At 56.1% G+C, this 13,086-nt stretch carries 12 protein-coding genes; 4 read left to right on the forward strand and 8 right to left on the reverse strand.

What is annotated here, in order from left to right; genetic code table 11:
- Positions 1-35: 35 nt before the first annotated feature.
- The 4 genes from J2I48_RS12205 to J2I48_RS12220 all read left to right on the forward strand — a co-directional run bounded on the left by J2I48_RS12205 (position 36) and on the right by J2I48_RS12220 (position 4,283).
- Positions 36-1,961, forward strand: coding sequence for a DNA polymerase III subunit gamma/tau (locus tag J2I48_RS12205; protein ID WP_207335726.1), 1,926 nt, complete (start codon positions 36-38; stop codon positions 1,959-1,961).
- 148 nt (positions 1,962-2,109) lie between these two features.
- Positions 2,110-2,505: a thiol-disulfide oxidoreductase DCC family protein gene (locus J2I48_RS12210; protein ID WP_207335727.1), complete on the forward strand. Its 396-nt coding sequence runs from the start codon at positions 2,110-2,112 to the stop codon at positions 2,503-2,505.
- Positions 2,506-2,625: 120 nt separating this feature from the next.
- Positions 2,626-3,780 (forward strand): zinc-dependent alcohol dehydrogenase, encoded by a 1,155-nt coding sequence (locus tag J2I48_RS12215; RefSeq protein WP_207335728.1) that lies wholly within the window; start codon positions 2,626-2,628, stop codon positions 3,778-3,780.
- 11 nt (positions 3,781-3,791) lie between these two features.
- Positions 3,792-4,283: a hypothetical protein gene (locus J2I48_RS12220; protein WP_207335729.1), complete on the forward strand. Its 492-nt coding sequence runs from the start codon at positions 3,792-3,794 to the stop codon at positions 4,281-4,283.
- Positions 4,284-4,339: 56 nt separating this feature from the next.
- On the opposite strand, the gene J2I48_RS12225 is transcribed toward J2I48_RS12220, so the two are convergent.
- The 8 genes from J2I48_RS12225 to J2I48_RS12260 all read right to left on the reverse strand — a co-directional run bounded on the left by J2I48_RS12225 (position 4,340) and on the right by J2I48_RS12260 (position 12,995).
- Positions 4,340-5,050 (reverse strand): cupin domain-containing protein, encoded by a 711-nt coding sequence (locus J2I48_RS12225; RefSeq protein ID WP_207335730.1) that lies wholly within the window; start codon positions 5,048-5,050, stop codon positions 4,340-4,342.
- A gap of 19 nt (positions 5,051-5,069) precedes the next feature.
- A complete protein-coding gene (locus J2I48_RS12230) occupies positions 5,070-5,591 on the reverse strand; it encodes a hypothetical protein (protein ID WP_207335820.1) in 522 nt (173 codons plus the stop codon).
- A gap of 1 nt (position 5,592) precedes the next feature.
- The gene (locus tag J2I48_RS12235; protein WP_207335731.1) at positions 5,593-6,339 is read right to left on the reverse strand and encodes a dioxygenase family protein; all 747 of its coding nucleotides are present in this window, start codon (positions 6,337-6,339) and stop codon (positions 5,593-5,595) included.
- A gap of 187 nt (positions 6,340-6,526) precedes the next feature.
- Entirely contained in the window at positions 6,527-7,252 is a 726-nt protein-coding gene (locus J2I48_RS12240; RefSeq protein ID WP_207335732.1) for a LytR/AlgR family response regulator transcription factor, read from the reverse strand.
- Entirely contained in the window at positions 7,249-8,388 is a 1,140-nt protein-coding gene (locus J2I48_RS12245) for a sensor histidine kinase (protein ID WP_207335733.1), read from the reverse strand. The genes J2I48_RS12240 and J2I48_RS12245 overlap by 4 nt, the downstream gene beginning before the upstream one ends.
- Positions 8,389-8,609: 221 nt before the next feature.
- A complete protein-coding gene (locus tag J2I48_RS12250) occupies positions 8,610-10,127 on the reverse strand; it encodes a tagaturonate reductase (protein ID WP_207335734.1) in 1,518 nt (505 codons plus the stop codon).
- A gap of 137 nt (positions 10,128-10,264) precedes the next feature.
- Entirely contained in the window at positions 10,265-11,590 is a 1,326-nt protein-coding gene (locus J2I48_RS12255) for an MFS transporter (RefSeq protein WP_207335735.1), read from the reverse strand.
- A 40-nt stretch (positions 11,591-11,630) separates the two neighbouring features.
- Positions 11,631-12,995, reverse strand: coding sequence for a hypothetical protein (locus J2I48_RS12260; RefSeq protein WP_207335736.1), 1,365 nt, complete (start codon positions 12,993-12,995; stop codon positions 11,631-11,633).
- Between the last annotated feature and the right edge of the window lie 91 nt (positions 12,996-13,086).

A 13,086-nucleotide genomic window follows, 5' to 3' on the forward strand; every position in this document is an offset into this window, starting at 1 on the left:
CGCAATCCCCAATCCGCAATCCCTTATATTTGGGTATGGATAATTTTGTGGTATCCGCCCGGAAATACCGCCCTGCCACCTTCGACACCGTTGTGGGGCAGGGCCATATCACCACCACCCTTAAGAACGCGATCAGGACCAACCAGTTGGCATCGGCGTTTTTGTTTTGCGGGCCGCGCGGCGTGGGTAAAACCACTTGCGCCCGCATCCTGGCCAAGACAATTAACTGCCAGAATCTGAGTGCCGAGGTAGAAGCCTGCGACAAGTGTGAGTCGTGCGTGAGCTTTAATCAGAACGCGTCGTTTACCATTCACGAGCTTGACGCGGCTTCCAATAACTCGGTCGATGATATTCGGAATCTGATCGATCAGGTGCGCTACCCGCCCCAGTCGGGTAAGTACAAGATCTATATCATTGATGAGGTGCACATGCTGTCGGCGGCGGCGTTCAACGCGTTTCTGAAAACGCTGGAAGAACCGCCCAGCTACGCCATCTTTATTCTGGCCACTACCGAGAAGCACAAGATTCTGCCCACGATTCTGTCGCGCTGCCAGATCTTCGATTTCAACCGGATCAAAACCGCCGACATGGCCGGTCACCTGGCCAGCATTGCCCAGAAAGAAGGCGTGACAACCGATGCCGAATCGCTGGAACTGATTGCCCAGAAAGCCGATGGTGGCCTACGCGATGCCCTGTCGATGTTCGATCTGAATGTGACATTCTCAGCCGACCGGACATTGCGTTACCGAGAAGTGCTTGATAATCTGCACATTCTCGATTACGATTATTATTTCCGCCTCACCGATCTGCTCTTGCAGGGCAACTTGCCGCAGAGCCTGCTCGTGCTGGACGAAATCCTGCGCAAAGGCTTTGACACCCACCAGTTTGTGGTAGGCCTGAACCGCCACTTCCGCGATCTGCTGGTGTGTAAAGACCCCGCCACGGTGCAACTCTTGCAGGTGACCGAGCGCGTACAGCAGCTTTACCTAACCCAGTCGGCCCAGGCCCCGATGTCGTTTTTGCTATCGGCGCTAAGTATTGGCGGGCAGTGCGACATGAATTTCAAGCAGGCCAAAGACCAGCGGCTGCATACCGAACTGTCGCTGATGAAGCTGGCCAGCCTCCGCGACCTGCTCAACTGGGAAACCCTGCCCGAACCAGCGGCTGCCACAAGGGCGGTAAGTTCGAATCCTGCCACCCAGGGTGTTGCGTTGAATGGGGCGGCTGAAAAAAAAAACGGCAACCCAGCACCTGACGGCCCCGTAACGGCCGCTCCAGCGCCGGTGGCGGCCAACCCTGCGGGCGAAAACGACGACGAATCGCATACGCCTACCCCCCCGCCGCCCTTCACGAGCGAACCGGTGAGCAGCTACCAGACCACCCCACCGCCTGACCTCGTGGCCACCGTAGCCCCGGCAAGGCCTGCCGCCACCGGCACCAAGCCTGCTATTCCGCCCCTGCCACCCCGCACCACGGCCCCCGCGCCGGGTGTTGTGCAGCCTGTAACAAGCAAGCTCCGCTCGACGGTGGGGATTGGGTCGCGCCCGTTAGCGGCTGATATCGAGGCGGTTGTGGCGCCTGTTGAGCGCGTAAACCGTCCGTTTACGCTAGAGGATTTGCAAAAGGCCTGGCGCGATTTTGCCGTGCTCCGCCACAAACAGACCGACATGGCCAGTGAGCAGATCATCCTGAACCGTGGGTTTGACCTTACGGGCACCACCGTTAAGATCCAGTTGGATAACCATATCCAGGCCGACCTCTTCACCAGCCTGCTGCCCGACATGCTGGCCTACCTGCGGCAGACGCTCAGTAACTGGCAGCTACAAATTGAGCATGAAGTGGTAATGGTGGAGACGAAAAAGATGCTCTACTCGCCCCAGGACAAATACAATCACCTTGCCGACAAGAACCCCGCCCTCCACCAACTCCGGCAGGCCCTTGGGCTGGAAGTGGATTATTAGGGGTTATTGGTCATTCGCTGCGCCCGCACCGGCGTACCGGTCATTCAATGGTCATTAGTTGTAAAGACAATGAATGACCACCGAATGACCGGTACGCCGGTGCGGGCGCAGCGAATGACCATTGAATGACAGCGAAGCGAAATGACCAATGACTAACCCTGTTCTTCTCTTCGATGGTGTGTGCAACCTCTGCAATGGGGTGGTGCAGTTCGTAATTCGGCATGACCCGGCAGGGCGGTTCCGGTTTGCGGCGTTGCAGTCTGAGGCGGGGCAGGCATTATTGCAGCAGTGTGGCCTCTCCACCACACAGTTCGATTCGTTCGTTTATGTGAAAGATGGGCAGTTTTATACTGAATCAACGGCGGCGTTGCGAGTGGCGCGCGATATGGGAGGAGCGTGGGCGCTGCTGTGGGCGCTGATGATTTTCCCCCGCTTCATCCGCGACGCTATTTACCGGTTGGTGGCTCGCAACCGGTACCGTGTCTTTGGCAAGCAGGATGCCTGCATGATTCCTACGCCTGAACTGAAAAGCCGGTTTCTTTAACGTCGCGGCATCCCTGAGGATGCGAATGGTTGGCCCAAAGCCATTAGCTCACAAATGTTGGTATTTATATAACTAAATCCATAGAGCATAGGTATTGTATATGAACGAACAACGCATACCATGCTTGCTATGAATTACAGGGGCCCCCGGCGGGTCCGGGTTGACCAGAAGCCCTATCCCGAAATTAAACACCCTGAAGATGCCATTGTGCGCGTGACTCGTTCCTGCATCTGCGGGTCAGACCTGCACCTCTACAATGGCAACGTGCCCGACACCCGCGTAGGCTCCACATTTGGACACGAGTTTGTGGGTATCATTGAAGAAGTAGGCCCGGCTGTAGAGAAAGTAAAAGTGGGCGACCACGTGCTGGTACCCTTCAATGTGGCCTGTGGCAAATGTATTTTCTGTCAGCAGGGTCTGTTTGGTAACTGCCACGAGTCGAATGCCCAGGCTACGGCGGTGGGCGGCATCTTTGGCTACTCGCACACGGCCGGTGGCTACGATGGCGGGCAGGCCGAATACGTACGGGTTCCCTACGCCAACTTTGGCCCTACAATAATACCCCCCGACATGGACCCCGATGATGCTGTTCTGCTCACCGACGTGTTTCCAACAGGCTATCAGGCCGCCGAAATGGGGGGCATTCAACCCGGCGACACGGTCGTGATTTTTGGCGCTGGCCCCGTGGGTATCATGGCAGCCAAAAGCTCATGGCTCTTTGGGGCAGGGCGGGTTATCGTGATCGATGAAGTGAATTATCGCCTCGAATTTGTGCGCGACTACGCCCAGTGCGAGGTCTATAATTTCCGGGAAATGGATGATCCCGTGGTGTTCATCAAAAAACTCACAGACTGGCTTGGGGCCGACGTGTGCATCGACGCTGTTGGTGCCGAAGCCACCGGGAATGCCCTCCAGACCATCACCGGGCGTAAAACGCTGCTACAGGCTGGCTCGGCCACGGTGTTGCACTGGGCCATCAACTCAGTCAGAAAAGGCGGTACGGTGTCGGTGGTGGGGGTATATGGCCCAACCGATAATCTGGTGCCCATTGGCAACGTGGTCAATAAAGGCATCACGCTACGGGCTAATCAGACGGCCGTGAAACGCCACCTGCCCAAGCTCATCGACCACATTCAGAGTGGCCGGGTAAGCCCCAAAGCCATCATTACGCACCGGGTGCCGCTGGAAGAAATCGCTGACGCTTACCACATTTTCTCCGAAAAGCTCGATAACTGCATCAAGACCGTTCTCATTCCACCCTCAGCCGGTATGTAATACCAACACCCATGGAAAACTTAGCAGCCAAATACACGCACATAAAGGGATGGGGCATCGACGCCGACCCCAGCAACGACCCTACGTATCCCCTGAAGTATCACATGCCTACCGAACACGATGGCTACAACTGGGAACGTCCAGTGCAACAGTCGCAGGATGTAGAGGTGCTTCAGTCTATTGAACGCCCCAGTCTGCCTGCCGTTTTCGGCACGTCGGTAGCGCCGCAGGGCCTCAGCGGGCAGATCCGCCGGTATGCGTTTAAGTACAGCGAATCGCACTACGGCCACTGGCTTCCCTTACTCCTGGCCGACCGCGTTAATATGGTGGAAGGCCTGGTTGATGACCTGAAGCAGGGGCACATCCCCAACATTTTTGCTGAGAAAGGCTGGAAGGCCGAGTGGAAATACAACCCCGTGGGGTTGGTAACCAAGGTGGCCACTACGGTGCTGATCACTACCGCCATTTTTGCCTTTGTTACGCGCAAAAAAGATAAACGGTAGTATAGCCAAAGAGCAAACGGGGGTAGCCGATTAAGTGAGCTACCCCCGTTTGTTTTTTAAATGCCATCAGGCGTCGCTACCTCCACAACGAGTAAGATCGCATCGTCTGACAAGGCCTCGAACTCGACAGCGCCATGCTGTGGGTCGAGCAACGACAGGCCGTCTTTTTCGTGCAACAGCCGGTTAGCTACTTCAAAGACGCCCTGCAACACAAGGATAAACAGGCCGTTAGCTGAATTGATTAGCTGATAGAGGCCTTCCTGCCGCCCACCGTAACGACCAATGTAAACGCGATTGGCTGAATCGCCGTGTAGCAGCGGCAACAGCTTGTTTTGGTCCGTCAGGTCGAAGGGGGTCTGTATGACGGAAGGGGTAAACGAAGCTTGACCACCAGCAAGCCAGAGTTGCAGGCAATTGATCGTCTCTGTTTCGTAGGGGTTGCTGATCGTGTAGGTTTCTCCCGCCATCAGCGACAGTATCCCAACCTGTCCCGGCTCCAGAAAATCACTTGCCGCCGTGCCCACCTGGTATTCCAGCCCGCCCATAATGGGTAGCAGCAGCGCCGTTGTAACCACCTCCGCTTGCATAGTCAGGCTGGCACTGGCGGTCAGGGTATCGTCGTTGAGCAGGCACAGTGGCCCGAACGGCTCGCGACCCTCGGCCCGGTAAGCTCCAAAATGGAAGGTATGAAGGCTGCGTAAAACGGCGTTTCCTGAAACGCCCCGCCGGTCGGCCAGGTAGATTTGAGCCTGCGTCTGCGTGTCCATAGGGCTGGGCAGTGGTTAATTAGGGCTGAAAAGTGCCTTGAAAGCTGCTGATGCTAAGGTACGGCTGCATCGCAATAAGGTCGGTGGGTACCTCGCTGCCCGCCTGCAACACCGGGCGCTGATCGCCATAGGCAACCAGCAAGCGGTCGCCTACGGTGTCGATCCAGGTGAGTGGGTCGCTATAAAAACTGATGGCAATGCGGTGCGCGGCTTTCTGTGTCACGTCCGACGCCAGCACTTCGAATTTGAATTGCGTGAACGGCAAACAGGACTTCCCAACGGCGTTGACCACGTCGGGAATCACCTGATTGAGTTGCTGTAAATACCCCATGGCCGCCCGGCTGCTGAGGTAATGCAGTTCGGCGGCTCTGGGTACGTTGGCTAGCAGTGCCGCAAACGTGGGGTACTGCCCCGCCTGATCGTAGCGTTGAGCCTGCATAAAAAATTCTTGGTACGTTTCATCAAAAACGACCTTGTCCCACGCCTTCACCGATGTGGCGTCGATGATTTTGTAATACGTCAACCGAATCAGGCCTTTCATGCTAGGCACTCACCACGATGGTGTGCGTTAGGGCATAACCGGCTGACACACTGCCCGATACCGTGGCTAGTTCGGTGGTGAAACCGTCGCTGAACACGTTGTCGCGCTCGTTGGTGGTGTCCTGCTTACCCTTGGTATATCCCTGTGCCTGCGCCGTGGTATACACGAGGTTGGTGATATCGTAGGGAAAAGCAATCTGCGTGACCAGCAATGATTTACCCACCGAATTGTAGATATGTACGTGTACGTGTGGTGCCCGGCCTGAGTACCAGCCCGGAAAAATGGTCGTAAAATTCACCAGCCCATTCACATCCGTTGTTTGCCGACCGCGCAAAAAATCGACCTTCTGGAAGTTCACGCTCTGCATTCCCGACCCGCCATACTCCGAGTAGTAGCCGTCTTTGTCGCAGTGCCACACGTCAACAATGGCCCCGGCCAGGGCGGCGCAACTGGCATTCTTGTTTTTAATGGTAATGGCCATTGTCATGGCTACGCCCGTGCGGTCGGCGCGGATGTCCTGCCGCACAAAATTGGCGGGCACTTTGGTGGGGAATGGCCCTTCGGTTTCGGAGGGCGTCACCGTACAGTCGCTGGCCGAACTGCCGTTGGTCGATCCCGAACCTGTAGTGGTGCCACCGCCCGTAGTGGTTGTAACGGGGTCTACAGACGAGGTGTCTTTGCAGGCGGCTATGGCGGCTATACCGAGGAGGCTACCGAAGCCCCGTTTCAAAAAATCCTTGCGTTCCATACAGTTGACTGTGACTGAAAAATGGATGATAATTGCTGTGCTATACCCTCTTAACGCCGCCAGCATGGCCCATCGTTGCGTGGCCCGCCTACTTAGCGGTAAAGCGGTTAAATGTGTCGGCGAATGTGTCTACTTCCCTCTACGCCAACCATGCCTCCGCCGTTGTGTCCGCGCATAAAATTGGCCGTTAGGGCTGAAATCGGCTGAGCAGACCGGCCTCGTAGCTGGCCCCGATAGGAATCTCGCGCCCGGCCACCGAAAGGGTTTTGTTGCGTACCGCCTCGATGCGGCTGAAGGGCACGATAAACGACCGGTGGACGCGAATGAACTGGTTATCGGGCAGTTTTTCCAGCATGGCTTTCATCGTCATCCGCGCCACCACCGGTCGGCTGCCGCTCGTTCCGCCCGCCTGATTTGCCCCCGGTTGCAGGTGAATTTTCAGGTAGTCGTCCAGCCCTTCGACGTACAGAATGTCGGCCAGGGCAATCTTATAAAGCGTGTAGTCGGCCCGGACGTAGACATAGGCGGTTTCGGTGGGCTTGGCGGTGTCCTGCTGCCAGCGTAAGTAGTCGTTGGCTTTGGTTACGGCCTGCAAAAACCGCTCGTACGTAAACGGTTTAAGCAGGTAGTCGACGGCGTTGAGTGTAAACCCTTCCACGGCGTATTCGGCGTAGGCGGTGGTGAAAATGACCAGGGTGGGCTGCGGAATGGCTTTGTAGAAATCGATGCCCGACATTTTTGGCATGTTGATGTCCAGAAACAGCAGATCAACGGGGTTGGTCGCCAGGTATTGCTGCGCCTCATCGGTACGCGTGAACGTCTGTTGCAGCGAGACGAAATCCACCTGCTGACAAAAATGGTCGATCACTCGCAGGGCAGGCGGTTCATCGTCGAGGGCAATGGCGCGGATCATGACAGGGTAAGGATTAAATCGACGGTATAACTGGTTGGCTCGTCGTTGATAATAAGCTGATGACGAGACGGATAGAGTAGGTTCAGGCGGTTTTTGGTGTTGGTCAGGCCAATGCCATTCGCCACGGTGGCCGGGGTAAATAGCTGTACTTTTTTGTTGAACACCCGGCAGTGCAACCCCTGCGCCGTTATGTCGATAGCAATAGCAATTGGCGAGGGATCTTCCGGGCTAGCTCCGTATTTAAAGGCATTTTCGATAAACGAAATCAGGATCAGCGGGGCAATCTGGAGGCCGTTGGCATCGCCCCTGGTACTATACTGAACAGGTATGGTGTCGGCCAGCCGTAGCTTTTGCAGGGCTATATACTGACTGATATAGGCCAGTTCGTGGCTGAGAGCTACCCGATCTTTGTGGGCCTCGGCAATGACGTATCGCAGAAAAGACGACAGTTGCACAATGGCGCTGGCCGTGCCGGGCGACTCGATAATGGCCAGCGAATAGATGCTGTTGAGGGTGTTAAACAGAAAATGCGGGTTGATCTGTGCCTTCAGGTACGACAGTTCGGCGTTGAGGCGTTCGCGTTCCGTTTCGCGCCAGCGGTTGTTGATTCGGATGGCCAGTGACAGCAGCAAACCGGCCAGAAACAGAAAAAACGTCTGGCTTATTTCGGGCGGCAAACCCGGCTGATCTGACGCGCCGGATCGTGGGCGGGGCGGTGTGTTCGGGGGCGGTCCGTCTGGCGGAGGTCCACCTGGTGGTAACGTATTGCGGGGCGGTGGGCTATACGCTCCAGCGGGCGGTGGGGGTGGTGCCTGACCCAAACCGGGGCGACCCGGTCCGTTGGCTCGGGCGTTGATGGCCACCACGAGTTGATTAATAACGATGAAACAACCCAGCACACAGATGCCGTAAAGCAGGAACTTACGGCCAAAAAATAGCCGCGGAATCAATACAAAGTAGTTGGTGTAGAAAAAGGCAATCGTGAACAGATACGAGGCCAGATTACGCTGCTCATGCGGATTAGTAGACAACTCGCGCAGCTTGGCCAGCCCATCATCGACAAACAAATAGGGCAGCGCCAGGAAGATAACGCAACCCAGCAGGTGCATAAAAACGAGGGCAACAGTCCGGCTCATAGTCGTGAAACGGGAAATTACGCAGGTTGAGGCAGTTCAGCCGGTAATCTCGGCAAACGGGCAGAATGTGCCGGAGAAGGGAGTTATTCAGTTTAGCGTTTTCAGTTTAGCGTTTTCAGTTTAGCGTTGGCTTCGCGCTCTAGGCCGGAACGCCGGACCGGCCTAGAGCGCGAAGCCTGGAGCGCGAAGCAACTGAAGACAGCAAACAGTAAACTGTAAACTTAAAACTGAAGACTTCTTTCCACGCCTTCGTTTAGCATTTTGAACAGATTGCTGGCCACCTGCTTGCTGAAGCCGGGGAGGGTGGTGAGGTCTGTTTGCCAGAGCGTCGTATTCGACAATACTGCCGTGACCAGCGCCGTAACTGACCCTGCTTTAGTGGGGTCTACGTGAAGCCATTGGGCCATAAAGTAGGCCGCCTGCTCGTCGCGGATGGGGTAGACCAGGTCGCCTTTTTGCAGCTTGATTTCGCCCAGGTATTCGCCTTCGTCGGTTTGGCGATGCACGCGCATGAACAGCAGGCAAGCCGCAAAACAGATAGCCATCCGGTCGGGCACGTGGCCGAAGTGAGCTACCGCACGCTGCAAATTGGGCACGTTACGCAGCGCCATTTTGGCGGTCTGTTGCAGGGTGATATTGAGCAGGAAATGCTCGTTGAAGGGGTTTTTAAACCGGTCGAGCACTTCATGGGCAAAGGCTTTCACGGCAGCGGGCCCCTCGTCGCCCAATGAGTCGGAAGGCACAATGGGCACCAGGTCGTCGAGGAGTAGTTGGGCTACGAATGGCCCCATCAGTGGGTGGTTCATGGCCTCGGCTACGGTCACGTTGCCCAGCAGGTAGGCGAGTGGGGTCATAAACGTATGCCCCCCGTTGAGGAGCCGGAGTTTGCGCTCGCGGTAGAAGTTGATGTCTTCGTCGATAACCACCTGATTGGGGCTGACCGTGGCAAACGACAGGATAGATCGTACCCGGTCGTCACCCTCAATGGCCCAGAGGTGATACGGCTCGGTGGCAATGAGCAACTGGTCGGTGTAGCCCATTTCGGCGGCAAACCGGTCCATCGTTTCTTCGTCGGGGTGGCCTGTTACTATTCTATCTACCAGCGAGTTGCAAAACCGAACGTGAAATTTTAGCCATTTGGTAAACAGCTTGCCCAACTCGTTATGCTTGGCCACGCGCTCTACGGCATCGCGCAGGCGTAGGCCATTGTCTGGCAGAAGCTCAGTGGGAATTACCACCAGCCCCATCTTTTTGGAGCCACCGGCGCTCTTGAATCGTTCGTACAAAAAGGCTGTCAGCTTAGCGGGAAATGAGCGCGGCGGCATCTCGAAAACGCTTTCTTCCACGTAGTTCAACCCTACTTCGGTGGTGTTCGACACGATCACCTGCAAGGAGGGCTTCCGGGCCAGCGCCAGCACGTCGGCCCATTGAGTGGGGGCTGCCAGCACGCGGCTGATGGCCGTCACCACCGTTTTTTGGTCAACGGTCTCTCCGTTTTCAACACCCCGCGACCAGACCGTATAATGATTGTCCTGCGCTGAAAATTCGCTCACGTCGCTGCCGGTAGACTTCACCACCACCACCGAACCGTTGAAAACACCCTGCTCGTTGGCCCGCTGAATGAGATAATCGGGCAGGCCGCGCAAGAGGACACCGGTACCAAATTGCAATACGCGTTCGGGTAAATCAGCTACGGCAGGAGACAGTTCGCGGCTTAGCGAAGCAGACAATTGATTCATGGACGAAAGGATAGACCAGTATAACCGGCAAGTTAGGGCAGGCAGGCCATAAAGCGTATTCTGCCTGCCTGGATAACGAGGTAGTGGTATGGATAAGACGATAATAACCACGGCTACTACCTACACAAGTACCGACTTTAGCGCAATTCTTCCAGGGTAACGGGTTCGAGGCGGGGCAACACAATGTGAATCAGTAGCAAGGCCAGCAAATAAACCCCGCCTGCCATAATGAAGAGGGGATAGTAGCCGGTAGCGTTGATGATATCGCCCGAATAACGGGCCAGCAAAATGCCCCCCACGGCCCCAAACATGCCGCCGATGCTGGCGACGGAGGCCGTCACGGTTTTCGGGAAAAGGTCCGACGCGAAGGTGTACATATTGGCCGACCAGCCCTGATGCGCGGCCGTGGCCAGTGAAATAAGCGCGATGGCCACGGTAAGGCTGTTGGTTTTGGCGGCATACATGATGGGTACTACGCACAGGGCGCATAGCAGCATGGTGCTTTTGCGCGCCCGGTTAGCCGACCAGCCGCGAAGCATGAGCTGGGTGCTAAGCCAACCGAAAAAGATGCTGCCCGCGTCGGAGACGACATAAATAATGAGAAACGGAATGCCGAACGACTTCAGGTCCAGCTTCTGGTCGAGGGCTTCGTTGGAATTGAAAAAATCGGGTAGCCAGGCCATGTAAAACCACCAGATGGGGTCAGTGAGGAACTTGCCAATGGCGTAGGCCCAGGTCTGTTTGTAGGCCAGCAGCCGCAGCCACGACACCCGCTCGGCGGGTTCCTGGGGAGCCTCGCTCCGAATATAGGCCAGTTCCCCCGCCGACACCAGCCGGTTGCGTTCGGGTTTGCTATAGGTAAACCACCAGAAAATCAGCAGCGCAAACCCCAGCAGTCCCGTAATGAGAAATGAGCTTCGCCAGCCGAAATGCAGGATTATGTAGGGTACCACCAGGGCCGTGAGAATGATGCCTACGTTGGTGCCGGCGTTGAAAAGGCCGTTGGCAAAGGATCGTTCGCGGCGCGGAAACCACTCGGAGACGGTCTTGATAGCCGCCGGAAAATTGGCCGCTTCGCCCAGGCCCAGCATGACGCGCATGAGCTTCAGACCTGTGAGGCCCTGTACAAACGTGGTGCCCACGGCGGCAATGCTCCAGACCAGAATACCGAGCGAAAACCCCCGCCGCGTCCCGATCCGGTCAATTACCCAGCCCAGCAACAGAAACCCGATGGCATAGGCAAACTTAAACGCCGAATCGACCTTGCTGTATTCCACCCGAAACTGATCGACCCGTTCCTGGTTGAGCACCTCCGACACCGAAAGGCCCAGCATCTCTTTCCGAAACAACTCGTCGGTCATGGTGAACGAGAGCACCTGCCGGTCTATGTAGTTGATGGTGGTGGCAATAAACAACAACGCTACAATACGCCAGCGGAACGTACCTGGAGAAGTAGAAATCATGGCTGGTAAAGGACGGGAGACGGGGGTGTTTACTTGATCTCTACGGTTCTGGTACGTACCAGAACGGAATGGCAATGAGGTCTTCGGGGGTGGGCTTGCCGGGGCGGTTGATGCCTACCCGGAGCAGGTTGCGGCCCGTGACGAGGTTGCCCGGCACCAGTACCGTTTGCCAGCCGCGCTGTTGCACTGTCCCGGCCTGCGCAAACAACAGTCGGGGGTGGTTAATGACCGAATCGTTAACCGTAAGCCGGATAAGCCCGTTGATTTGCCGGTTCATCCACCCAGCGCGTTGGTGGCGACGTTCCGGATTCGACAGCGAATCGGGCCAGGCTGGTTCTGGTGCCAGGCGCGTCAGCAGTGTATCAAGGGATTTGGGGTAGGCAATAAACAGGCGCAGGTAGGGTTCGCGGATTACGTCGGCCTGAATAGACGCTACGTCAATGTACTCATCCTCAGACCGTTGGTTGTCATAGGCATTGGGGTTTACAAACAGGCTATCCTCACGGGCCGAATACAGATGGCGGCTGTTAAAGAAGGAGGTACGCCGGTCGTTTCGTGCCATATCGCTGGTGTACTCAATAAAAAAACACACCATAAACACCGTCATGAAGATCAAGGCTGTACGGGCAAAGCGTTGTTGCGGAATATGGCTGTAGAAGGTGTTTGTAACGAAGGTTGAATGCCGAAACATACCCACCATAATAATCTTCATGGCGAGTTGGGTAGCTTTAGTGAGCTGGTAATGCCACCGGATTCCCGCAGGGGTCTCTTTTACCTTCTTCAGGCTCAGCACAATCAGCGCGGTATAGGCCACCACCACCAGTGCGCCCATCCCGATTTTGATGTAATGCCACACATCGGCAGGTACATTCGGCTTTATCACCAGATACACCACCAGGGTCAGCACATAGAGTTGGCTGACCACGATCAGGAAAAATACAAACTGGAAGGCAAGGGCAAACACAATGTTGCACCGCTTGTCGAGCCAGAGAATGTAGCGGTCAAGCGGCCCAAACTCTTCGGCCATCTTCTGCTGAGCGTGGGGGGTGCTGAACGGGATACGGTCGTAATGAATGCCCGACGGATACACGGCCAACAACCCGACCATCCCTACCCAAAACGCCCGCATGACGAAGTTGACCAGAAACGCGACAAACAGGATGTTGAGCGCCGTTCGGATCATGCTGTAGGCCAACGGCGGAAGCAGGTTCGCAAGCCCCTCAGTGCTTAGCGTAAAGTTATGCTGGAGGTAACTGAAGGCCGAATCGAGCAGGTCGGGTAGTTGCAGAATGGCAAACATGGCCACGCCCGAAATGGCCAGTTCAAGGTTCCAGCTCTGGGCAGTCAGTTCCCGCAGTTTATCCTGCTCGTGGGGTTCTAGGGGGGTGGGGGTGATGGAATTCAAGGTTTAAGGTCTAAAGTCTAAGGTCTAACGTATAAGGTTGGCTGACCGGTCCGCCGGTGCGGGAGGCATACTCTGGCGTTAGCCCGGACGC

Source organism: Fibrella aquatilis, assembly GCF_017353255.1.
Lineage (GTDB): Bacteria > Bacteroidota > Bacteroidia > Cytophagales > Spirosomataceae > Fibrella > Fibrella aquatilis.

Excerpts from the sequence above, each read along its gene's own strand:
- J2I48_RS12205 (WP_207335726.1), top strand. The coding sequence starts at position 36 with ATGGATAATTTTGTGGTATCCGCCCGGAAATACCGCCCTGCCACCTTC.
- J2I48_RS12210 (WP_207335727.1), top strand. The coding sequence starts at position 2,110 with ATGACTAACCCTGTTCTTCTCTTCGATGGTGTGTGCAACCTCTGCAAT.
- J2I48_RS12215 (WP_207335728.1), top strand. The coding sequence starts at position 2,626 with ATGCTTGCTATGAATTACAGGGGCCCCCGGCGGGTCCGGGTTGACCAG.
- J2I48_RS12220 (WP_207335729.1), top strand. The coding sequence starts at position 3,792 with ATGGAAAACTTAGCAGCCAAATACACGCACATAAAGGGATGGGGCATC.
- J2I48_RS12225 (WP_207335730.1), bottom strand. The coding sequence starts at position 5,050 with ATGGACACGCAGACGCAGGCTCAAATCTACCTGGCCGACCGGCGGGGC.
- J2I48_RS12230 (WP_207335820.1), bottom strand. The coding sequence starts at position 5,591 with ATGAAAGGCCTGATTCGGTTGACGTATTACAAAATCATCGACGCCACA.
- J2I48_RS12235 (WP_207335731.1), bottom strand. The coding sequence starts at position 6,339 with ATGGAACGCAAGGATTTTTTGAAACGGGGCTTCGGTAGCCTCCTCGGT.
- J2I48_RS12240 (WP_207335732.1), bottom strand. The coding sequence starts at position 7,252 with ATGATCCGCGCCATTGCCCTCGACGATGAACCGCCTGCCCTGCGAGTG.
- J2I48_RS12245 (WP_207335733.1), bottom strand. The coding sequence starts at position 8,388 with ATGAGCCGGACTGTTGCCCTCGTTTTTATGCACCTGCTGGGTTGCGTT.
- J2I48_RS12250 (WP_207335734.1), bottom strand. The coding sequence starts at position 10,127 with ATGAATCAATTGTCTGCTTCGCTAAGCCGCGAACTGTCTCCTGCCGTA.
- J2I48_RS12255 (WP_207335735.1), bottom strand. The coding sequence starts at position 11,590 with ATGATTTCTACTTCTCCAGGTACGTTCCGCTGGCGTATTGTAGCGTTG.